This is a genomic window from Tardiphaga sp. vice154, assembly GCF_007018645.1.
GTDB lineage: Bacteria > Pseudomonadota > Alphaproteobacteria > Rhizobiales > Xanthobacteraceae > Tardiphaga.
Window position 1 is genome coordinate 2015263 of sequence record NZ_CP041399.1, and the last position, 22688, is coordinate 2037950.

The following is a 22688-nucleotide window of genomic DNA, read 5'->3' on the forward strand; positions in this document are numbered from 1 at the left end:
CATGCTGGCCCGTCTTTCGATCCGTGACATCGTCCTGATCGAACGGCTCGATATCGAGTTTGCCCGCGGTTTGGCGGTGCTGACCGGCGAGACCGGCGCAGGTAAATCCATTCTTCTCGATGCTTTCGCGCTGGCGCTGGGTGGCCGCGGCGATGCCGGGCTCGTCCGCCACGGCGTCGAACAGGGCCAGGTCACGGCGGTGTTCGACCTCGCGAAGGGCCACCCCGCGCTGGCGATTCTCGCCGCCAACGGCTTTGAAGACACCGGCGAGATGATCCTGCGCCGCGTGCAGCTTGCCGACGGCCGTACCCGCGCCTTCATCAACGACCAGTCCGCCTCGGTGCAGACGCTGAAATCGGTCGGCGCAGCCTTGGTCGAGATCCACGGCCAGCACGACGAGCGCGCTTTGGTCGACGCCGCCACGCACCGCCGGCTGCTCGATGCCTTCGCCGGCCTGGACAAGGACGTGCTTTCTCTCGAATCGCTCTGGGAGGCCCGCAAGGCCGCCTACGCAACGCTGGAGGCGCACCGCGCCAACATGGAGCGCGCTGCCCGCGACGCCGACTATCTGCGCCATGCCGCGGACGAGCTGAAGAAGCTGAAGCCCAAGGACGGCGAGGAGACCCAGCTTGCGGATCGTCGCACCGGCATGATGCAGGGCGAGAAGATCGCCGCCGACCTGCGCGAGGCGCAGGACGCCGTCTCCGGCCACCATTCGCCGATATCGACGCTGGCCGCCGCGGTACGCCGGCTGGAGCGCCGCGCCGGATCGTCGCCCGCTCTGGTCGAGCCCGCCGTGAAGGCGATCGACGTCGCCATCAACGCGCTGGAGGAGGCCGACCAGCACCTCACCGCAGCCCTGATCGCCGCCGACTTCGATCCCTCCGAGCTGGAGCGCATCGAGGAGCGGCTGTTCGCGCTGCGCGCCGCGGCGCGCAAATATTCGACGCCGGTGGATGGCCTGGCCGCGCTGGCCGCAAAGTTCATAGCGGACGTCGCGACCATCGATGCCGGCGCCGGGCAGTTGCAGGGGCTGGAGACCGCCGCTGCCACTGCCGATGGCAAGTACAGCGCCGCGGCCGCCAAGCTGTCGGCATCGCGCACCAAGGCGGCCGAGAAGCTCAACAAGGCGGTCAGCGCCGAATTGGCGCCGCTCAAGCTGGAGCGCGCCAAATTCATGACCCAGGTCGAGACGGACGCGAAGAACCCGGGGCCGCAGGGTATCGACCGCGTCGAGTTCTGGGTGCAGACCAACCCCGGCACACGTGCCGGCCCAATGATGAAGGTCGCCTCCGGCGGCGAGCTGTCGCGCTTCCTGCTGGCGCTGAAAGTGGTGCTGTCCGACAAGGGCTCCGCACCCACGCTCGTGTTCGACGAGATCGACACCGGCGTCGGCGGTGCGGTGGCCGACGCCATCGGCGCGCGGCTGGCGCGCTTGGCCGGCAAGGTCCAGGTGATGGCGGTGACGCATGCGCCGCAGGTCGCGGCGCGTGCCGACCAGCATCTGCTGATTTCCAAGGACGCGCTGGACAAGGGCAAGCGCGTCGCCACCAGCGTCAACACGCTGGCCGCCGACCCCCGCCGCGAGGAAATCGCCCGCATGCTGGCGGGGGCAGAGATCACGGCGGAAGCCAGAGCCGCCGCCGACCGGCTGCTCAAGGGCGCGGCTTAAGCCAAAAACCGTCATTCCGGGGCGCGAGCGCGCCAGCGCGAGCGAACCCGGAATCCCGTTGTGTTTTGCGCCGTTCCGCCGAACACTCTGCCGTCATGCCGTATTACGTCTACATGCTGGCATCTAAGAAGAACGGTGTGCTGTACATCGGCGTCACCAACGATCTCGTTCGCCGCGTCTATGAGCACCGGACGCATGCGGTCAAAAGCTTCACTTCGCGATACAATGTCGACTCGCTGGTCTGGTTCGAGATCTACGACGATCCGCTGACTGCGATCACCCGTGAGAAGGAACTCAAGAAGTGGCGACGCGCGTGGAAGGTCGCGCTGATCGAGGCCGGCAATCCCGAGTGGCATGATTTGTATGCCTCGATCGTGTAAGAGCAATCATGATGGGATTCCGGGTTCGCGCGCGCAAAATGCGCACGCGCCCCGGAATGACGAGTGTGAGAATGGCCAAGACAGCAGCGAAGAATTCCCCCGACCTCGCCACCCTCACCAAGGCCAAAGCCAAGGTCGAGTTGATGCGGCTGTCGCTCGAGATGGAGGGACATAACGTCGCCTACTATCAGAACGACGCGCCGAAAATATCGGATGCCGACTACGATACGCTGCGCCGCCGCGTCGAGGCGATCGAGCAGAAATTTCCCGATCTGGTCAGCGGCGCCTCGCCGACGCAGACGGTGGGAGCCGCTCCCTCGCGCGCCTTTGCCAAGTTGCAGCATGCGGTGCCGATGCTGTCGCTCGGCAATGCGTTCAGCGACGAGGAGGTCGCCGAATTCGTCGCGCGCATCCAGCGCTTCCTCAAGCTCGACGAGGTGCCTGCCATCGTCGCCGAGCCGAAGATCGACGGGCTGTCGCTGTCGCTGCGCTATGAGCACGGCGAACTGGTGCGCGCCGCCACCCGTGGCGACGGGTTCACGGGCGAAGACGTCACCGCCAACGTCCGCACCATCGACGACGTTCCGAACAAGTTGCATGGCAAGAATCATCCCGCCGCCTGCGAATTGCGCGGCGAGGTCTACATGCTGAAGAGCGATTTTCTCGCGCTGAACGCGCGCCAGGTCGAGGCGGGTGAAGACCCGTTCGCTAATCCCAGAAATTCCGCCGCCGGCTCGCTGCGGCAGAAAGACGTCTCGGTCACCGCCTCCCGGCCGCTGAAATTCTTCGCCTATGCCTGGGGCGAGATGTCGGACTATCCCATCGACGAGCCGACGCAGTGGGGCATGCTTGACTGGCTGAAGCAGGCCGGCTTCACCGTCAATCCGGAGATCACGCAATGCGCCAGCGTCGAGGACGCACTGGCGTTCTATCGCCGGATCGGCGAGCAGCGCGCGTCGCTGCCCTATGACATCGACGGCGTGGTCTACAAGGTGGACCGTATCGACTGGCAGGCGCGACTGGGCTTTGCCGGCCGCGCGCCGCGCTGGGCCATCGCGCATAAATTCGCGGCGGAGCAGGCGACCACCATCCTCGACAAGATCGACATCCAGGTCGGCCGCACCGGCGCGCTGACGCCGGTGGCGCGGCTGCAGGCGGTGACGGTCGGCGGCGTCGTGGTGCAGAACGCCACGCTGCACAATGAGGACTACATCAAGGGCGTCGGCAATGACGGCCAGCCGGTGCACGACGGCATCGACATCCGCGAGGGCGACACGGTCGTGATCCAGCGCGCCGGCGACGTGATCCCGCAGGTGGTCAGCGTGGTGCTAACGATGCGGCCGACAGAGTCGAAGCCTTATGAATTTCCCAAGACCTGTCCGGCCTGCGGCAGCCACGCCATCCGAGAGAACGGCGAGGTCGTCACGCGCTGCACCGGCGCGCTGATCTGTCCGGCGCAGGCGGTCGAACGGCTGAAGCATTTCGTCTCGCGGCTGGCTTTCGACATCGACGGGCTCGGCGACAAGCAGATCCAGGAATTCTATGACGACGGCCTGATCATGCATCCGGTCGACATCTTCACGCTGCAGAAGCGCGATGAGCGTTCCTCGAAGAAGATCATCGACCGCGAAGGCTTTGGTGAAGTCTCGGTACGCAATCTGTTTTCCGCTATCGACAACAGGCGCAAGATCGAGCTCAATCGGTTGATCTTCGCGCTCGGCATCCGCCACATCGGCGAGGGCAACGCGAAGCTGCTGGCGAAGCATTACGGCAGTTTTGCCGCGTTCCGCGACGCGATGCTGGCCGCCGCGGCCGGGCAGACCGCCGAGGGCAACAATTCGGAGGCCTGGCAGGACCTCAACAATATCGGCGGCGTCGGCGAGATCGTCGCGGACGCGGTGGTCGAGTTCTTCGCCGAGACGCGCAATGTCAAGGCGCTCGGCGAACTGCTCGACGAAATCGAGGTGCTAGATGTCGAGCAGGCGAAGAGCGACACAGCGATCGCCGGCAAGATCGTCGTGTTCACGGGATCGCTGACCAAATTCACCCGCGACGAGGCCAAGGCCCGCGCCGAACGGCTCGGCGCCAAGGTCGCCGGCTCGGTGTCGAAGAAGACGGATTATGTAGTCGCCGGCGAAGATGCCGGCTCGAAGCTGAAGAAGGCGACGGAGCTGGGTGTTACGGTGCTGACCGAAGACGAGTGGCTGAAGCTGATCGAGGGATAATGTTTGCTTCCTTCCCTCTCCCCTTGTGGGAGAGGGAAGGATCGAACCGCGAAGCGGTTCGAGACGGGTGAGGGGTCGCCGCAAGCTCCGAGCCTGGTAACCCCTCATCCGTCACGGCCTGCGGCCGTGCCACCTTCTCCCACAAGGGGAGAAGGAAGACACCGCGTTGCTACAACAGCCCCGTCTCTTCGCCCTCCGCCTTCTCTATCATCGCTGCCGTCGCGACCTTTCCGTTGCGCGGGATCAGGAAGAACATCGACGCGGCGCAGCCGAGCGACAGCACGACGAGCGAGATGTTGAGCGGGATCGCGGTCTGGAAATGGCCGCCGAGCCAGGCGCCGAACTGCGAGCACAGCGCGCCCAGCCCCATCTGCAGGAAGCCCATCATGCCTGACGCCGAGCCGGCGGCCTGCGGCCGGATGCTGAGCGCGCCGGCGGCGGCGTTCGACATCACGAAGGCATTGCCGAACATCACGATCATATGCGTGAGAAACAGCCAGGCCGGCTGCTGGTTCAGACCGGTGAGACCCCAGACGACGTTGAGCAGCGCGCCGACGAGCTGCAAAGCGAGGCCGAACCAGATCAGCTGCTCGATCGAGCGGCGCGGCGCCAGTCGCACGCAGAACAAATTGCCGACCAGATAGGCGAAGCCCGAGGTGACGAACCACGCGCCGTATTCGGCGCCGCTGCGGCCCATCTGGTTGACCACCACATAGGGGCCGCCGCCGGCGAAGGTGAAGATGATCCAGGAGGCGATGACGTAGCACAGGAGATAGCCGACGAAGCTGCGGCTGTTGCCCAGCACCTTGAGGTCGGCGACGAAGCCGCCGCCGGCGACGCGCTCGCTGAAGCGACGGGTCTCCGGCAGCGCCACGGCGATGGCAAGCGTGATGACGATCGACACCGCGGTGATCACATAGAAGATCGAGCGCCAGCCGAAGCCGATCTCCAGCAGGCCGCCGGCCAGCGGGCTCAGCATCTGGGCGATCATCATCACCGCGATGACCAGGCTGATCATCGCGCCGACGCGGTGGCGCGGATAGAGGTCGCGGATGATGGCGCGGCTCATCACCATGCCGGTGGCGCCGCCGAGCGCCTGGAAAAAGCGTGCGGCGATCAGCTGCGGCAGCGTCTCGGCGAATACGCCGCCGATGCCGGCGATCACCATCAGGCAGAGCCCGGCAAGCAGCACCGGCCGCCTCCCGAAACGGTCCGACAGCGGCCCCATGATCAGCTGCGAGAACGCCAGCCCGACCATGAACAGCGACACCGTCATCTGCGCGATGGAGATGTCGCTGCCGAAGGTGCGCGCCAGCACCGGTAGCGCCGGCACCAGCATGTAGAGCGAGATCGGCGCGATGCCGGTCATCGCCACCAGCAACAGCAGCATCACGCGGGATGTCGAAGGGTCGATGGGGTCGGTCGTCGTCGCGGGCGTCGTGCCGTTCACATCGAGCTTTCTTATTTTTGTGGCTGATCCAGCGGTTCGGTGGCGGCGTGCAGCCAGACCCGCGTCGGCTCGTCGTCGAGCAACGGCATCACCTCGCGGCGAACGCGGGCGTGATAGTCGTTGATCCACTTCAGCTCACGCAGGCTGATGCGGCCGGCATTGATCAGCCGGCGATCGATCGGCGCCAGTGTCAGCGTTTCGAACTGGTTCATCGGCTGCTCGGCGCCGTCGATATCGGCCGCCACCACGAGCTCCAGATTTTCGATGCGGATGCCGAAGCCGTCTGCCTTGTAGTAGCCGGGCTCGTTCGAGAGGATCATGCCGCGCTTCAAGGGCGTGGTGCCGACTTTCGAAATCCGCGCCGGGCCTTCATGGACCGACAAATAGCTGCCGACGCCGTGGCCGGTGCCGTGCGCGAAGTCGAGCCCGGCATGCCACAGGAACTGGCGCGCCAGCGTATCGAGTTGCGCGCCGGAGGTGCCATCGGGAAACGCCGCGCGGGCAATCGCGATATGACCGCGCAGCACGCGGGTGAAACGATCGCGCATCTCCTCGGTCGGCTCGCCGATCGCGATGGTGCGGGTGACGTCGGTGGTGCCGTCTTCGTATTGCGCGCCGGAATCGATCAGCAGCAGGTCGCCAGGCGCGATGCGGCGGTTGGTCTTGCGGGTGACGCGGTAATGCACGATGGCGCCGTTCGGCCCGGTGCCGGCGATGGTCGGGAACGAGACGTCCTTCAGAGCGCCGGTGTCGCGGCGGAAGGTCTCCAGCGCCTCGACGGTATCGATCTCGAACAATCCGCCCTTCGGCGCCTCGCGGTCGATCCAGGCGAGGAAGCGCGCCAGCGCCACGGCGTCGCGGCGGTGCGCGGTCTGCGTGCCCTTGATCTCCACCGCGTTCTTGACGGCCTTGAGCAGCGCCACCGGATCATTGCCGCGCACCGGCCTGCCGCCGCTCGCGGTGATCAGCCGGCTCAGCGCGTCCGCCGCGGTGGCATTGTCGAGCGCGATCGATGCGCCGGCCGCCGCGAGTTCCGTCAAGGCGGCGGCAAGCGCGTCGGGCTCCTGCACCTCGGCGCAGGCCTCGAGATGCGCGCGTGCGCTATTGGAGAGCTTGCGGTGATCGATGAAGATCGTCGGCCGGCCGTCCTTCGGCACCAGCGCGTAGGACAGCGGCAGCGGCGTGTGGGAGACATCGGCGCCGCGAATGTTGAAGGTCCAGGCCACCGCATGTGAATCCGACAGCACCAGCGCATCGACCTTGAGTCTGGCGATCTCGGCGCGGATCCGGACCAGCTTGTCGGCCTCCGACTCGCCGGCAAATTCCAGCGCATGCACCGATACGGCGCCGAGCGGCGGCGACGGGCGTTCGCCCCACACCGCATCGAGCGGGTTGTGGTCGACGGCGACCAGTTCGGCGCCGGCTTTGGCGCAGGCCGCGGCCAGCCGTTCGGCTGCCGCAGAAGTGTGCAGCCACGGATCAAAACCAAGGCGGTCGCCGGCCTTCAGATGCTCGCCGAGCCATTGTTCCGGGGGCGGTTCGATCAGCGGCTCGACACGCCAGGCCCGCAGGTCGATCTGTTTGGCGGCCTGCAGCGTGTAGCGGCCGTCGACGAACACCGCGGCCTCGTGCGCCAGCGCGATCGCCAGACCGGCCGAGCCGGTGAAGCCGGTGAGCCAGGCCAGGCGCTCCTCGGACGGCGGTACATATTCGTTCTGCTGCTGGTCCGCGCGGGGAATCACGAATCCGGTCAGCCCGGCGCGCAGCAGTTCCTCGCGAAACGCCGCCAGCCGCGCGGTCAGCGCGACGCCGCTTTCGGGCTCTTCAAAGGTCTGGAAAACGGCCTCGAACATGATGCGTTACCTTAAGTGGGCACAATCGTGGCGGCAATCGAAGGGCAGGGTTGCGCCAGTCTGGCATAGATCGTGCTTGCATTATTTCAAGCACAAGTCGTCGCATGGAACATTTGCACCGCAGCGTCCGTTGTCGGTGTGACAATGCTCCAACGAGAGTGTTTCAACTCAACGAAGAGGGGATACACATGCCTGCTTTTACGTTCGAGAAAATTGCCCCGCCGGTCCGGCGCGGTCCTCTGCCACCGATCGAAACCAAACAGCGCGGCGTCATCGTTCAGGTGCTCGGGCGATTCGTCGAAGCGCGCATCCAGCGCGCCGAGCGCATCGACAGCGCAGACCATACCGACAAGCCGCTTCCGAAGTAACGCAGCTATCCCGCGCGCCGCATCAAGAGGCTGCTCCAGCCCTCGATCTGCTGGTGCCGCAGCAGCACGATGTCGCGCGCGCGGTAGGCGGCGATCACGCTCATCGCCTGGTGCGGCAGCAGGCCGGATAGGATGATATGCGCCCGCGGCGCCAGATGCGCGGCCATCTGCGTCGCCATCTGCCGCAGCGGGTTGGCCAGAATGTTCGCCAGCACCAGATCGAACGGTGCGCGTTCGCCGAAAGCGGGCGAGGCGAAGCCGGTGGCGCAGACCGATTCCACGAGATTACCGACGCCGTTCAACCGCGCGTTCTCGCGCGCCACCAGCGCCGACACCGGATCGATGTCGGTCGCCAGCACCCGGCGCTTCAGCGCCTTGGCGGCGGCAATCGCCAGCACGCCGGTGCCGGAGCCGAGATCCAGCACCCGTTTCGGCGTCGCCGAGCGCAGCACGTGATCTAGAAACAGCAGGCAGCCGCGGGTGGTCCCGTGATGCCCGGTGCCGAACGCCAGCGCCGCCTCTATCTCGATGCCGAGCTTGTTCGGCGGCACGCGGTCGCGGTCGTGCTGGCCGTGAACGATGAAGCGCCCGGCATAGACCGGCGCCAGCCCCTGCAGGCTCTCGGCCACCCAGTCCTTGGCATCGACCGTGTCGAACAGAATGGAGCGCGCGACGTCGGCGTCGGCGGCCAGTGCCACGAGATCGCGGATCGCGTCCTCGTGCGGCGGCTCGGCGAAATGCACGCTGATATCCCAGCGCCCGTCCGGCCGCTCGAACGCGGCGATGGCCGCCTGGCCGTCGTCAAAGCTCTCATTGAGCAGATCGACGACCCGCTTTGCGGCGGCCTCGGTGCCGATCGCAAAGGTGGCGCGGGTGGTGGCGGGGGTGATGATGGCGGTCATGTCAGTCCGGGCGGTCGTTGAAGGGTGTTCATCCACACGCCATCCAGGGCGTGGGCACAGATCTCTACCCGGCTTATGCCATGCTTATGCACCGGCTTGTGCAGGGATTTTGCACCGGTCCTGCACAGCGTTGCGCACCGGTTGTCCACCGGCTTTTCCACAAGGTGGCCCACAGCTGTCATTCCGGGGCGCGAGCGCACCAGCGCGAGCGAGCCCGGAACCTCGAGATGGGACGATGAACATGTCGGGATTCCGGGATGCATCGGCCGGCTACGCCGTCCGCTGCATCCCGGAATGACAGCAAAATTTCAGCAGCAGCCCGGCAATCCCCGGTCGAACAGCGCGCGGTGATCGCGCAGGATGGCTTTCGCGGCGTTGTGGCCGGGGGCGCCGGTGACGCCGCCGCCGGGGTGGGCGCCGGAGCCGCAATGGTACAGGCCGCGCAGCGGCCCGCGGTAATCGGCGAAGCCGAGCATCGGGCGTGCCGAGAACAGCTGGTTGAGGCTGAGCGCGCCGTGGAAGATGTCGCCGCCGAGCAGGCCGAAATCGCGTTCCAGATCCAGCGGCGTCAGGATCTGGCGGCCGAGCACGCTCTGCGCAAAGCCCGGCGCGTAATTGTCCACGGTGGCGATCATCAGGTCGGCGACCTCGTCGCGATGCGTATCCCACGACGCGCCGTCCGGCAGTACCGGCGCGACGTGCTGGCAGAACAGGCTGGCGACATGCTGGCCGGGCGGGCATAGCGTGCCGTCGAGCGTGGACGGGATCAGCATCTCGACCACCGGCTGGCGGCTCCAGCCGTGCTGCTTCGCGTCCAGCCAGGCGCGGTCCATGTAGCCGAGGCTCGGCGCCAGGATGATGCCAGCGGTGAGATGGTCGCCGGTGCCGGGCAAAGCGGTGAAGGAGGGCAGGGCGGCGAGTGCCACGTTCATGCGAAAGGTGCCGGAGCCGTTGCGCCACTTGCCGATGCGATCGCGGAACGGTTTTGCCAGCGCGCCTTCCGGCATCAACTGCGTGTACAGCAGCTTCGGATTGACGTTGGAGGCGACATATTTCGCGCGCAGGCTCTCGCCATTGTCGAGGATGACGCCGACCACGCGGTCGCCCTCGACCAGCACCTCGCGCACGCCGTTGTCGAGTTCAATCTCAACGCCATGCGACCGCGCCGCGGCCGCCATCGCCTGCGTGATCGCACCCATGCCGCCGATGGCGTGGCCCCAGACGCCCTTCTTGCCGTTCACCTCGCCAAAGGCGTGGTGCAGCATCACGTAAGCGGAGCCGGCGGCATATGGGCTGGCGTAGTTGCCAACGATGGCGTCGAAACCGAACAGCGCCTTGATCAGATCGCTCTCGAAAATGTCGTCGAGCATCTCGCCGGCCGACGCCGTGAACAGGTCGAGCAGCAGGCGCTGCTGATCCATCGAAAGCGCGCGCAGCAATTTGGCCGTGCCGAGCGCGTTGATGGCCTCCGAGATACCGTTCAGCCCGAAACCCTGCACCAGGTTCGGTGGCGCGCGCAGCACGAATTGCCGCAGCACGTCGGCGATCCGCTCCAGTTCGAGCGTGAAGGCATCGAGCCTTCCGGCGTCGCGCGGGCTGAGCTTTTCCAGCGAGGCCCGCGTGCGGCCCTCGCCGGTCAGCAGGAAGCTGCCGTCCGGCGCCGGCAGGAAATTCTGCGCCTTGCGTTCGACGATTCTTAGCCCGTGCTTGCGCAATTCGAGATCGGCGATGATTTTGGGATTGAGCAGGCTGACTGTGTAGGCCGCGACCGAATTGCGGAACCCGGGATGAAACTCCTGCGTCACCGCAGCGCCGCCGACGACATGGCGGCGCTCGACCACCTTCACGCGCAGCCCGGCCATGCCGAGATAGGCCGCACAGGTCAGGCCGTTATGGCCGGCGCCGATGATCAGGACGTCGATGTCGGAGGCGTCAGACATGTCGCTGGCATTTCATCCAAGGTTCATCGGGCGGTCTTATCAGAGAGGCCAGCGTCCCGCACTAGGCTATCACGAGTTCGGTTCCTCACCGCCCCGCATTGCCCGCCGCGGTCAGCTATGCTCCATTCCGGCGCCGGCGCGCGATCTGCCGGATACCGAAGCCTCGGCGCCCGCCGACTCCAAGCCGGAGCTTTCATGACGTCGCTGCCCGCTGCCCGCCATCGCCTGCTGCTGATCGTCTATACCGCCGCCATCTTCACCAGCGCGCTGCTGCTGTTCTCGGTGCAGCCGCTGTTCACCAAGATGGTGCTGCCGCGGCTCGGCGGCTCGCCGGCGGTGTGGTCGGTGGCGATGGTGTTCTTCCAGTCGCTGCTGCTCGGTGGCTACGCCTATGCGCACTATCTGATGCAGCTGCGCAGCCGGGTGATCCCGGTGGTGATCCATCTCGTGCTGCTGGTCATAGCTTTGCTGACGCTGCCGCTGTCAATCGCGTCGAGCTGGGGCGATCCGCCGGCCTCGGGCTATGCGTTCTGGCTGCTCGGCCTGTTCACGGTATCGATCGGCCTGCCGTTCTTCGCGCTCGCCGCCAACAACCCGCTGCTGCAGGCGTGGTTCGTGCGTACCGGCCATCCGCAGGGCCATGATCCGTATTTCCTCTATGCCTCCTCCAATATCGGCAGTTTCCTGGCGCTGCTGACCTATCCGGTGCTGCTGGAGCCGATGTTCTCGCTGCGCACGCAGAACCTGATCTGGACCGCCGGCTACGGCCTGCTGATCCTGCTGATCGCCGGCTGCGGCATGCTGCTGTTGAAATCGCCCGTCTATGTGATGCCGGTGCCGGCCGAAGGCGAGAGCGAGGCGCCAGCGCCGTCGTGGGCGCTGCGGGCGCGCTGGATCTTCCTCGCCGCGGTGCCGTCGGGCCTGTTGATCGCCGTCACCGCGCACATCTCGACCGACATCGCGTCGGCGCCCTTGCTGTGGGTGATGCCGCTGTCGCTTTATCTGCTCACCTGGGTGCTGGTGTTCCAGTCGCGGCCGCTGCTGCCGCACTGGCTGATGCTGGTGGCGCAGCCGGTGGCGATTGCGGTGGTGATCGTGCTGCTGGCGATCGGCGGCGAGCAGAACCTGCTGCTGACGCTCGGCGGCAGTCTGCTGTGCTTCTTCGTCATCGCGATGGCCTGCCACGGCGAGCTCGCGCAAGCCCGGCCTGACGCCAAATATCTCACCGGCTACTACGTCGCGCTGTCGTTCGGCGGCATGGTCGGCGGGCTGTTTGCCGGGCTGATCGCGCCGTTCAGTTTCTCCTGGATCGCCGAATATCCGATCCTGATCGCGCTTGCGGTGCTGTGCCGCCCGCCCGGCGGGGAGCGCTTTGCCAGGTATGGCGGCTGGTACTGGCCGTTGCTGGCGATCGTGGCCGTTGCCCTGCTCGGTCCGGCATGGACCAGCGGTCCGATGTTTACCTGGATGGACGACAACCGCGTCAATATCATCAAGGGCCTCGCCATCGTCATCATGTTGCTGGCGGTGCTGCTGAAGATCAACCGCATCCGGCTGCTGGCGATCGTGGTGCTGGCGCTGGTACTGATCCGCGCCTATCCCTCCGACGACGGCCGCGTCGAGACCGTGCGCAGCTTCTTCGGCGTGCACAAGATCGTGGTGACCACCAACAAGCAATATCACGTGCTGATGCACGGCACGACCATCCACGGCGCCGAGAAATTCCTCAACGACGACGGCACGCCGGTTACCGGCCGTCCCGAGCCGATCTCGTATTATTACAAGGACGGCGGCATCGGCACCGCCATCGCTGCGATGCGCGAGCGCAAGGGCGGCCCGCTCCGCGTCGGCGTGATCGGGCTGGGATCAGGCTCGCTGGCCTGCGCCGCACAGCCCGGCGAAGACTGGAAGTATTTCGAGATCGACCAGACCATGGTCGATACGGCCCGGGACCCGAAGTACTTCACCTATATTTCGAAATGCGATCCCGACATGAAGCCGGTGATCGGCGATGCCCGCCTGACCTTCGCGCGCGAGCCCGACGGCATTTACGACGTGATCATCGTCGATGCCTATTCGTCGGACGCCATACCGATCCATCTGGCGACCGAAGAGGCGATGGAGATCTACAAGACCAAGCTGGCGCCCGGTGGCGCGGTGGTGATGCACGTCTCCAACCGGCATCTCGAACTGGCCAGCGTGGTGGTCGGAATCGCGGATGCCAACGACCTGAAGAGCTGGGTGTTCAACGAGGATTCCGGCCGCGACGCCGACTATATCTTCTCGACCAATGTGGTGATCTCGGCGCGCGCGGCCGACGACATCGGCCGCCTCGCGTCGTCGTCGAAATGGGTGCTCACCGAGCCGGACGACCATGAGCGGGTATGGACCGACGATTATTCCAACGTGCTCGGCGCGGTATGGCGGAGGTTGCGGGAGGGGGAGTAGGCGTGACGCCCTCGCGGTTATCGCCAGTAGCGCGCTCGCTAACCACCTGTCGTCCCCGCGAAAGCGGGTACCTATAGCCGCTGTAGGTAAAATGAAAACGCAGCTCTGCCCAGAGTTAACTATCAAATCGGAGGTTATGGGTCCCCGCTTTCGCGGGGACGACATGACGTGTTTGGCAACTGCCCGCGCGCCTCTCTTCGTCCGCGGAAGAGAGGCATCGAATCCGCCTCAGTCCTGATAGCCGCCGAACAGGCCGCGCGGCTGGTAGGGGCGCGGCGCGTAGTACTGTTGCTGCTGGTACTGCGGCTGCGCGTAGCCGCGGCTGGCGTAATATTGCTGGGTCTCGGCCTCGGTCATGCGACGATAGCCGCGCGGCGCGGGGTAGCGCTGGTCAGAATTGCTGCCGTCGGCCGGATAGATGTAGCCATCGTCGGCGACCTGCGGTGCCGCTTGGCGGACGACGCGGCGGCCCGGCGCCGGCTGCGGCACCAGCTCGACCGGGTTGCCGGCGGCATCATAGGTCGGCTCGGCCGGGACGACCTGGCGGCGGGCGACGGCGGCGGGTTTGGCCGGACGCGGGTTGCGCGCCAGCGCGACCGTCGATGAACCGGTCAGCGTCACCGTGGTGTTGAGCACGCCGTCGGCCTTGACCATGGCAAACAAGGTTGCGGCGTTCTCACGCGACAGCCGCACGCAGCCGTGCGAGGCGGGGGTGCCCAGGCGGCTGACCGAGTCGGTGCCGTGAATGGCATGGCCGCGCTTGGTGAAGAAGACCGAATTCGGCATCGGCGCTTCGTCGAATTCCTTGGAGTAATGGTCTTCCTCCAGGCGGAAGGTCTGGAAACTGCCGTTGGGGGTCTCGTAAGCGGGCAGGCCGGACGACACCGGCCAGCGATATTTCTCGACGCCGTCCTGAACGACGGTCAATTGCTGGGCGTCCTTGTCGACGGTGATGGCGATCTTGGCCTGCGCCATGCTGCTGGCGGTGACGAGAGCGAGGCCGATCAAGCCCACATATAACGAACGCATTTACCTTGGCCTCCGGGCCATAACCTGTTGAATTGCCTGCCGTCCCGATCCCAATATGCCTATCGGCATCCCGGGTTTCCAGTGACACTTTCGTGCATCGTTAATCCCCGGGTTGGGCACCGACGGGGCGACAAGCGGGCGATATGCCGTGGCGACAAGCGCGGTTGCCTTAATTCACGCACTTTCAAGAATGGAATTGGAACCGGTTCCCCTGACGGACGTTTCCATCCTGCAAGACCAAACGGGCGGATCGCCGCCTCCCACAGGGACATTCTCACATGATGACCAAGACAGCCGTTCTGCCGATGCGTTCGTTCTCCGCCAAGTCGCGTCTCGCCGTGATGGTCGGCGCGCTGGCGCTGCTCGCCATGCCGCATTTCGCGCAGGCGCAGGGTGTTTTCCGCGGCGCCGAGCAGGGCGCCAATCAGGGCGTCCGTGACGGTAACCGCGCGGCTGGCCCGATCGGCGGCGCCGTGGGCGGCGCGGTCGGCCTCGGTGTCGGCGCAGCTGTCGGCGGCGTCAAGGGCGTGCTCGGCATTCCCGACCGCGGCTACGGTCGTGGCCGCGAGTGCCGTGGATATCGGGATCGCAAGGGCCACTTCCGTTGCTATCGCTAAACTGACCAAAGCCTGAAACGAAACGGCCCGGACATTGTCCGGGCCGTTTTGCATATGCGCTCAGTTTTTCAGCTTGTAGCCGGTCTTGAAGATCCACCACACGGTGACCATGCAGATCGCCAGGAACAGCAGGGTGATCGTCACGCTCCAGACCACGCTGACGTCGGAGATCTCGTAGAAGCTCCAGCGGAAACCGCTGATCAGGTAGACGACGGGGTTGAGCAGCGTGATGGTGCGCCAGCCCGACGGCAACATGCTCACCGAATAGAAGCTGCCGCCCAGAAATGTCAGCGGCGTCACCACCAGGAGCGGGATCGCCTGCAGCTTCTCGAAGCCGTCGGCCCAGATGCCGATGATGAAGCCGAACAGGCTGAACGTCACCGCCGTCAGCACCAGGAAGGTGATCATCCACCATGGATGCAGGATGTGCAGCGGCACGAACAGCCCGGCGGTGGCCAGAATGATCAGGCCGAGCAGGATCGACTTAGTGGCGGCGGCGCCGACGTAGCCCAGCACGACCTCGACATAAGACACCGGCGCCGACAGCAGTTCATAGATCGTGCCGGTGAATTTCGGAAAATAGATTCCGAACGAGGCGTTGGAAATGCTCTGCGTCAGAACCGACAGCATCACCAGGCCCGGCACGATGAAGGTGCCGTAGCTGACGCCTTCCACCGAGGTGATGCGCGAGCCGATCGCGGCGCCGAACACCACGAAATACAGCGAGGTCGAGATCACCGGCGAGACGATGCTCTGCAGCACCGTGCGCCAGGTGCGCGCCATCTCGAACATGTAGATGGCTTTGACGGCCCGGAAATTCATGCTCATTTCCTCACCAGGCTGACGAAAATATCTTCCAGCGAACTCTGCGTGGTGTCGAGATCGGAAAAACGGATGCCGGCTTCGCGGAGGTCGCCCAGGAGGCTGGTGATTCCGGTGCGCTCGCTCTTGGTGTCATACGTATAGATCAATTGATGTCCGTCGGCGGCGAGCTCGAGATGGTAAGCTTCCAGGCCCGCGGGGATCGCCGCAACCTTGCCCTGCAGATGCAGCTTCAGCCGCTTCTTGCCGAGCTGCTGCATCAAGGCCGCCTTCTGCTCGACCAGAATGATCTCGCCATGGTTGATGACGCCGATGCGGTCGGCCATCTCCTCGGCTTCCTCGATATAGTGCGTGGTGAGGATCACGGTGACGCCCGCGGCGCGCAGCGTCCGCACCACTTCCCACATGCCCTTGCGCAATTCGACGTCGACGCCGGCGGTGGGCTCATCGAGAAACAGGATCTGCGGCTCGTGGCTGAGCGCTTTCGCAATCATCACCCGGCGTTTCATGCCGCCCGACAGCGTGACGATCTTGTTGTCCTTCTTGTCCCACAGCGACAGGTCTTTCAGCACCTTCTCGATGTGGTCCGGGTTCTTCGGCTTGCCGAACAGGCCGCGGCTGAAGCTCACTGTCGCCCAGACGGTCTCGAAGGCGTCGGTGTGCAGCTCCTGCGGCACCAGCCCGATCAGTTCGCGCGCGGCGCGGAAGTCGGTGACATTGTCGTGACCATCGATCACCACCTTGCCGGAGGTGGCATTGGCGATGCCGCAGATGATGCTGATCAGCGTCGTCTTGCCGGCGCCGTTCGGCCCCAGCAACGCAAAGATCTCGCCGCGGTTGATATCGAGGTCGATGCCCTTCAGCGCGGTGAAGCCGCCGGGATAGCTCTTGGTGAGTTTGGATATCGATATGATGGGGGGCATGGGGGATTATGCTTGCGTTGAAGCGAAAGCCGGTCGGGCCAAGCCAGCACCACGAGGCGCGGAGGGCCGCGCCGGACGCGGATTGAGTACATGGGGACGACCATGCTGCAGCGCAATCGCAGGAGCGGCGATTTTGCAGCTATTCTGCGGCGTGCGCGCGAGGAGAGTAATCGACCATCACGATAAACGCGTCCTGCGAGAGGTCGATGAAGTCCGGATCCTGGCGCAGTTCTTCGATGCTGCGCGGCTTTCTGAACTCAGTGGTGCCGTCAGGATTAGTCCAGTCTTCTGCGGCGAAGCTCAAAACGTCAGCCGCTTCCACCATGGCTTCTTCGAAGGTATCGGCCGCAGTGGTAACACCCGGAATATCGGGAAAGGATACGCCATAACAGCTGTCCTTATCTTTATGAATAAGGGCGATGTAGTATGTCATCGCTATCTCCTAATCCCGCTGCCATCCGGCCTGTGTGTAAATCGCCCTCGCCGTCCCGATCGGTATATCCCGTTTCGGGTGCGGAACGATCACTGTCCTGCTCGAGGCCGCATGCCTAAACTTGTGGTGCGATCCCTTAACGCTAACCAGTGCGAAACCGTCACGCTGCAGACGCGGGATGATATCCCGACTGTCTCTCAACATAGCGTCTGTCTCCGCCAAAATTATAGGGCGGAAACTTGTAATTGCCAGTCCCTCGGACAAACGAACTCCGGCTTAGTCGATCGCCTCGTAATCGATCTCAACGACCGTCCCGCCGTCCGCCGCGTCGACGAAGACCGGGTCGTCCTGCAACTGCTCCATGCTACGTGGCGTCGGCAGCGTGTGTGAGCCGTCCGGATTGGTCCACTCTCCGGCGGCGTATTCGAGCGACTCCTCGGCTTCCTCGATGGCTTCATCGAGGCTATCGCCTGCGGTCACGATGCCGGGAAGGTCGGGAAACGAAACGCGAAAAATTCCGCCGGCGTCTTTTTGGATCAATGCGATATAGACCGGCATACACTCACACCCGCTCGACGAAACTGTCGACGACCTTTTTCTCGCCGGCCTTTTCGAAAGCGATCGTCAGCTTGTTGCCATCGATCTTGATCACCGCGCCGTAGCCGAACTTCTGGTGGAAGACGCGATCCTTGAGCGTGAACGCCGATTCGGTGCCGGTGGATTTTGCGATCAGCTCGCCTTCGATGGTCATCGGCTTGCGGCTCGAATAACCGCCCGGCGAGTCCTGGCGCGGCGACGAGAAGGGCGACTGGCTGTCATTATAGCCGGAGCCCGCCTGGCCGGCATTATTGCCGCCGCGGCGGTTGGCCTGGGCGCGCTGCCAGCCCGGCGTCGAATAGGTTGAACCGAACGATTCGACATTGTCGAACCGCGACGGGCCGTAGCCGCTGTTGCCGCCCCAGCCGTTGCCGCCTTTGGATTCGGTGATCTCGACATGATCGGCCGGCAGTTCGTCGAGGAAGCGTGACGGCAGCGTCGTGTTCCAGGTGCCGTGAATGCGGCGGTTGGTGGCGAAGTACAGTTTGGCGCGCTTGCGGGCGCGGGTGATGCCGACATGGGCGAGACGCCGCTCTTCCTCGAGCCCGGCGCGGCCCTGGTCGTCGAGCGCGCGCTGGTGCGGAAACAGGCCTTCTTCCCAGCCCGGCAAAAACACGTTGTCGAATTCCAGCCCCTTGGCGGAATGCAGCGTCATGATCGACACCGCGTCGTCGTCGGCGCCGTTGTCGCGGTCCATCACCAGCGAGATGTGTTCGAGAAATCCCTGCAGGTTCTCGAACTCTTCCATCGAGCGCACCAGCTCCTTGAGATTTTCGAGGCGGCCGGCGGCGTCGGCGGATTTGTCCTTCTGCCACATCTCGGTATAGCCGCTCTCGTCGAGCACGATCTCGGCAAGCTCGGTATGGCTGACGGTGTCGCGGCGGCTGCGCCAGCGTTCGAAGCCGAGCATCAACTCGCGCAAGGACCCGCGCGCCTTCGGCTTCATCTCGTCGGTATCGACCACGGCGCGCGCCGCCTCGGACAGCGGGATCTTCCGCCGGCGCGCGACGTCGTGCAGCATCTGCACGGTGGCGTCGCCGAGCCCGCGCTTCGGCGTGTTGACGATCCGCTCGAAAGCGAGATCGTCGGCCGGCGAGTTGATCACGCGCAGATAGGCGAGCGCATCACGGATTTCGGCGCGCTCGTAGAAGCGCGGGCCGCCGATCACGCGGTAGGGCAGGCCGAGGGTGACGAAGCGGTCTTCGAACTCGCGCATCTGGAACGAGGCGCGCACCAGTATGGCGATGTCGTTGAGCTTGTTGCCGTCGCGCTGCAGCTGCTCGATCTCCTCGCCGATCGCGCGGGCTTCTTCTTCCGAATCCCACGAGCCGGTGACGGTGACCTTCTCGCCATCGACATCCTCGGTGCGCAGCGTCTTGCCGAGCCGGCCTTCATTATGCGCGATCAGATGCGAGGCGGCGGCGAGGATGTGGCCGGTCGAGCGATAGTTGCGCTCCAGCCGGATGATCTTGGCGCCCGGGAAATCGTGGTCGAAGCGCAGGATATTGTCGACCTCCGCGCCGCGCCAGCCATAGATCGACTGGTCGTCGTCGCCGACGCAACAAATGTTGCGCGGGACGCGTGCCGCCACTTCCGTCGCCTCTCCCAAGGCAGCGCTCGCCACCTCTCCCCGCGGGGGAGAGATGGCGGAGAGGCCTGAGCTCTGCGCGGCCGTGGCGGTCTGCGACAGCAGCCGCAGCCACAGATATTGCGCAACGTTGGTGTCCTGATATTCGTCGACCAGAATGTACTTGAACCGCGCCTGGTAGCTGCGCAGCACGTCGGGATGTTCGCGGAACAGCCGGATGCATTCCAGCAAGAGGTCGCCGAAGTCGGCGGCGTTCAGCGTCTTGAGCCGGTCCTGATAGGCGGCATAAAGCTTGCCACCCTTGCCATTGCCGAACACCGCGGCCTCGCCGGACGGCACCTGCGACGGCGTCAGGCCGCGGTTCTTCCAGCCGTCGATCAATCCGGCCAGCATCCGCGCCGGCCAGCGCTTGTCGTCGATATTGTCGGCGGCCAGGAGCTGCTTGAGCAGCCGGATCTGGTCGTCGACGTCGAGCACGGTGAAATTGGAGGTGAGCTGCACCAGTTCGGCGTGGGTGCGCAGGATGCGGCCGCCGATCGAGTGGAAGGTGCCGAGCCAGGGCATGCCCTCGACCGCCTGGCCGAGCATGGCGCTGAGCCGGTGCTTCATCTCGCGCGCCGCCTTGTTGGTGAAGGTCACCGACAGGATTTCGGATGGGCGGGCGCGGCCCATGCTGAGGATGTGCGCGATGCGCGAGGTCAGCACCTTGGTCTTGCCGGTGCCCGCGCCGGCCAGCACCAGCACCGGGCCCTCCAGCGTTTCCACAGCGTCGCGCTGCTCCGCATTGAGCCCGACCAGATATTGCGCCGGCGCGGCCTGGGCGCGCGCTCGCGCACCGATCCCGCCCGCCGCCGGCTGGTAGGCGGGAAGGTCGTTGCTCGGCGCTTTGCGGGGCTCGGTCATGCGAATCGGATTCCCTCCACGGCCGACCGTGGAGCTTCAAAAGGGGGCGTCATAGCAGGATACGACGCATATAGGAGCTGCAAGGCTCTGGCGACAGACTTATCCCCCGGGTGGCGTCGCGCGAAGCTGTGCGGCGCCGGTGTTCGCTCTCGCTTCCTTGATCGGGCCGGTACCGAGATCCGGGAACTTTGGTTCCCCGATCGGCTTGTCCCGGCATCAAGCGCGGCACGCCCGCCGCGCCATCAAACCGGGGTTTGCCATGTTCGGCTGGGTCGTTACGTTTCTCATCGTTGCCCTGATTGCGGGCGTTCTCGGCTTCGGAGGTATTGCCGGCGCGTCGATCGAAATCGCCAAGGCGATCTTCTTCATCGCCCTCATTCTGTTCCTGATCTCGGCCGTCGTCGGCCTGGTCCGCGGCCGCAACCGCGCCTGACGCTAGTTTCGTGCGGGCATCCCGATCGCGCGGCCGAGGCCGTCCGGTCGGGCTGCCGCGCGATGACTGTCCGCCAGCGACTGGATGCGGGCGCGGATGTCGGCGGGAAACCGCGCTACCTTGCGGGCGTCCATATCCATATGCAGCGTCATGTTCTCCGAGGTCGCCGACAGCCAGCCATCGCCGGCGTGGCGCAGCTCCTCGAAGGTGTGCAGGCGCTTGTCATCGGCCGCGACCAGCCAGATCGCGACCTGCGCGGGATCGCCGAGATGAAGCTCCCGGACGTAGCGGACGTGACACTCGGCGGTGAAGGTCGAGTTGTTTCGGGCTTTCATATAGTCCGGCCCGATCCCGAGCTTGAGCCAGAGCTGATCGATAGCCCGGTCGAACAGCACGTTGTAATAGGCCATGTTCAGATGGCCATTATAGTCGATCCATTGCGGCTCGATGGCCATCACCGAGGACAAAAACGGCACCGGCTGTTGCAGCAAGTCGTCGGTGGTATCGGCAGTCAGCGTCATCGGCATTTCCGTCCCAATTCTATTGGCGTCCCTTGACCCGTTATACATCCTTTGCCACGGTCCGCGTGCCGGAGGGATTTCACGTGGCTGCATCCAACACCAACCTGAAACGACCAGAGCCGACCGCGCTGGCGAACGTGCTTGAATCACTGGCGGCCCGGTTCGGCAACCGGCTGATCACCTCGCAGGCGGTGCGTGAGCAGCATGGCCACACCACCACCTGGCTCACCAACCAGCCGCCGGACGCCGTGCTGCTGCCGCAGAACACGGCCGATATCCAGGATGCCGTGCGAATCTGCGCGGCCAACCGCGTCCCGATCATTCCGTTCGGCACCGGCACTTCGCTGGAAGGCCAGGTCAACGCCCCCGCCGGCGGCATATGCATCGACCTGCGCGACATGAACCAGATACTCGAGGTCCACACTGAGGACCTCGATTGCGTGATCCAGCCCGGCGTGACCCGCAAGGCGCTGAACGAACATTTGCGCGACCAGGGCGTGTTCTTCCCGATCGATCCCGGCGCCGATGCCTCGCTGGGCGGCATGGCCTCGACCCGGGCGTCGGGAACCAATGCGGTGCGCTACGGCACCATGCGCGACAACGTGCTGGCGCTGAAAGTGGTGCGCGCCGACGGCGAGATCATCAAGACCGGCACGCGGGCGAAAAAATCCTCGACCGGCTACGACCTGACCCATCTGTTCGTCGGCGCCGAAGGTACGCTCGGCATCATCTCCGAGCTGACCATCAAGCTGCGCGGCATTCCAGAGACCATCGCCGCGGCGGCCTGTTCGTTCGCCACCGTGGAAGGCGCCTGCCAGGCCACCATCCTGGCGATCCAGACCGGCATTCCCGTGGCGCGCATCGAGTTGCTGAACGTCGCGCAGGTGCAGTGCTGCAACGCCTATTCGAAGCTGACCCTGCCGGAAACGCCGCTGCTGCTGCTGGAATTCCACGGCAGCGAGGCCGAGGTCGCCGAGCAGTCGAAGAATTTCCGCGAAATCGCGCTGGAATGCGGCAGCGGCGCTTTCACCTGGACGACGCGTCCCGAGGATCGCACCAAGCTCTGGCAGGCCCGCCATGACGCCTACTGGTCGGTCAAGGCGCTGCGGCCGGGCTCCGACGTTGCCGCGACCGACGTCTGCGTGCCGATCTCGCGGCTGGCGGAATGCGTCGCCGAGACCGAGGCCGATCTGGCACGGATGAACCTCGTCGCGCCGATCGTCGGCCACGTCGGCGACGGCAACTTCCATTGCTCGATGGTCTGCGACCGCAACGATGCCGACGAGGTCGCGCGCGCTGAAGCCTTCATGCACCGCCTCGTCGAGCGCGCCCAGGCGATGGGCGGCACCTGCACCGGCGAGCATGGCATCGGGCAGGGTAAGCAGAAATATCTCAAGGCCGAGCTGGGCATTGAGGCGCTCGAGACGATGCGCGCGATCAAGCAGGCGCTCGATCCGCACAACATTTTCAACCCCGGGAAGATTTTGCCGCAATTTTGAGCCGCAACGCTAACTCCCGTTAAACATTTTCAAGTTGTATAAATTTTCTTCGCTCTAATTGATTGTGTGGCCGATTGCGCGTTAG

The 22688-nt window shown here is 65.0% G+C and carries 20 protein-coding genes; 8 read left to right on the forward strand and 12 right to left on the reverse strand.

Translation table 11 applies throughout. The features are described from left to right. Nucleotide 1: 1 nt before the first annotated feature. The 3 genes from recN (at nt 2) to ligA (ending at nt 4277) form a co-directional block, all read left to right on the forward strand. Entirely contained in the window at nt 2–1672 is a 1671-nt protein-coding gene (gene recN, locus FIU28_RS09420) for a DNA repair protein RecN (RefSeq protein WP_143572686.1), read from the forward strand. Nucleotides 1673–1767: 95 nt separating this feature from the next. Continuing rightward, nucleotides 1768–2052, forward strand: a complete 285-nt coding sequence (locus FIU28_RS09425) for a GIY-YIG nuclease family protein (RefSeq protein WP_143576118.1) — start codon at nt 1768–1770, stop codon at nt 2050–2052. Nucleotides 2053–2123: 71 nt separating this feature from the next. Then, on the forward strand, nt 2124–4277 hold the full coding sequence (gene ligA, locus FIU28_RS09430) for an NAD-dependent DNA ligase LigA (protein ID WP_143572687.1): 2154 nt from the start codon (nt 2124–2126) through the stop codon (nt 4275–4277). A gap of 169 nt (nt 4278–4446) precedes the next feature. Here ligA and FIU28_RS09435 read toward each other — a convergent pair whose 3' ends face one another. Further along, nucleotides 4447–5667: a multidrug effflux MFS transporter gene (locus FIU28_RS09435; RefSeq protein ID WP_143576119.1), complete on the reverse strand. Its 1221-nt coding sequence runs from the start codon at nt 5665–5667 to the stop codon at nt 4447–4449. A 71-nt stretch (nt 5668–5738) separates the two neighbouring features. Beyond that, a complete protein-coding gene (locus FIU28_RS09440) occupies nt 5739–7580 on the reverse strand; it encodes an aminopeptidase P family protein (RefSeq protein ID WP_143572688.1) in 1842 nt (613 codons plus the stop codon). A 188-nt stretch (nt 7581–7768) separates the two neighbouring features. Here FIU28_RS09440 and FIU28_RS09445 point away from each other — a divergent pair, with 188 nt between their 5' ends. Beyond that, nucleotides 7769–7948, forward strand: a complete 180-nt coding sequence (locus FIU28_RS09445) for a hypothetical protein (RefSeq protein ID WP_143572689.1) — start codon at nt 7769–7771, stop codon at nt 7946–7948. A gap of 5 nt (nt 7949–7953) precedes the next feature. Here FIU28_RS09445 and FIU28_RS09450 read toward each other — a convergent pair whose 3' ends face one another. Further along, complete coding sequence (locus FIU28_RS09450) at nt 7954–8850, reverse strand: 50S ribosomal protein L11 methyltransferase (protein WP_143572690.1); 897 nt, start codon at nt 8848–8850, stop codon at nt 7954–7956. 308 nt (nt 8851–9158) lie between these two features. After that, the gene (locus FIU28_RS09455) at nt 9159–10790 is read right to left on the reverse strand and encodes a phytoene desaturase family protein (RefSeq protein WP_143572691.1); all 1632 of its coding nucleotides are present in this window, start codon (nt 10788–10790) and stop codon (nt 9159–9161) included. A 195-nt stretch (nt 10791–10985) separates the two neighbouring features. On the opposite strand from FIU28_RS09455, the gene FIU28_RS09460 reads away from it, so the two are divergent. Then, nucleotides 10986–13238 (forward strand): fused MFS/spermidine synthase, encoded by a 2253-nt coding sequence (locus tag FIU28_RS09460; RefSeq protein ID WP_143572692.1) that lies wholly within the window; start codon nt 10986–10988, stop codon nt 13236–13238. Nucleotides 13239–13466: 228 nt separating this feature from the next. Here the strand turns inward: FIU28_RS09460 and FIU28_RS09465 are convergent, their stop codons facing one another. Further along, on the reverse strand, nt 13467–14267 hold the full coding sequence (locus FIU28_RS09465; RefSeq protein WP_143572693.1) for a L,D-transpeptidase: 801 nt from the start codon (nt 14265–14267) through the stop codon (nt 13467–13469). A 278-nt stretch (nt 14268–14545) separates the two neighbouring features. On the opposite strand from FIU28_RS09465, the gene FIU28_RS09470 reads away from it, so the two are divergent. After that, nucleotides 14546–14884 (forward strand): hypothetical protein, encoded by a 339-nt coding sequence (locus tag FIU28_RS09470; RefSeq protein ID WP_143572694.1) that lies wholly within the window; start codon nt 14546–14548, stop codon nt 14882–14884. Between the two features lie 60 nt (nt 14885–14944). Here FIU28_RS09470 and FIU28_RS09475 read toward each other — a convergent pair whose 3' ends face one another. From FIU28_RS09475 to FIU28_RS09500, 6 genes are all read right to left on the reverse strand, one after another. Continuing rightward, the gene (locus tag FIU28_RS09475; protein WP_143572695.1) at nt 14945–15706 is read right to left on the reverse strand and encodes an ABC transporter permease; all 762 of its coding nucleotides are present in this window, start codon (nt 15704–15706) and stop codon (nt 14945–14947) included. A 2-nt stretch (nt 15707–15708) separates the two neighbouring features. Beyond that, nucleotides 15709–16629 (reverse strand): ABC transporter ATP-binding protein, encoded by a 921-nt coding sequence (locus FIU28_RS09480; protein WP_143572696.1) that lies wholly within the window; start codon nt 16627–16629, stop codon nt 15709–15711. 139 nt (nt 16630–16768) lie between these two features. Beyond that, on the reverse strand, nt 16769–17062 hold the full coding sequence (locus tag FIU28_RS09485; RefSeq protein ID WP_143572697.1) for a type II toxin-antitoxin system HicB family antitoxin: 294 nt from the start codon (nt 17060–17062) through the stop codon (nt 16769–16771). Between the two features lie 9 nt (nt 17063–17071). Beyond that, nucleotides 17072–17266 carry a type II toxin-antitoxin system HicA family toxin gene (locus tag FIU28_RS09490; protein ID WP_143572698.1) on the reverse strand — a complete coding sequence of 65 codons (195 nt, stop codon included), beginning with the start codon at nt 17264–17266 and terminating at the stop codon, nt 17072–17074. A 72-nt stretch (nt 17267–17338) separates the two neighbouring features. Next, nucleotides 17339–17620, reverse strand: a complete 282-nt coding sequence (locus tag FIU28_RS09495) for a type II toxin-antitoxin system HicB family antitoxin (protein WP_143572699.1) — start codon at nt 17618–17620, stop codon at nt 17339–17341. Nucleotides 17621–17624: 4 nt separating this feature from the next. After that, entirely contained in the window at nt 17625–20150 is a 2526-nt protein-coding gene (locus FIU28_RS09500) for an ATP-dependent helicase (protein ID WP_143572700.1), read from the reverse strand. Nucleotides 20151–20409: 259 nt separating this feature from the next. Between FIU28_RS09500 and FIU28_RS09505 the strand changes: the two genes are divergently transcribed. Continuing rightward, nucleotides 20410–20583, forward strand: coding sequence for a DUF1328 domain-containing protein (locus FIU28_RS09505; RefSeq protein ID WP_143572701.1), 174 nt, complete (start codon nt 20410–20412; stop codon nt 20581–20583). Nucleotides 20584–20585: 2 nt separating this feature from the next. On the opposite strand, the gene FIU28_RS09510 is transcribed toward FIU28_RS09505, so the two are convergent. Further along, entirely contained in the window at nt 20586–21104 is a 519-nt protein-coding gene (locus tag FIU28_RS09510) for a thioesterase family protein (protein ID WP_246660930.1), read from the reverse strand. Nucleotides 21105–21187: 83 nt separating this feature from the next. Between FIU28_RS09510 and FIU28_RS09515 the strand changes: the two genes are divergently transcribed. Continuing rightward, on the forward strand, nt 21188–22603 hold the full coding sequence (locus tag FIU28_RS09515) for an FAD-binding oxidoreductase (protein ID WP_210245493.1): 1416 nt from the start codon (nt 21188–21190) through the stop codon (nt 22601–22603). Nucleotides 22604–22688 lie beyond the last annotated feature (85 nt).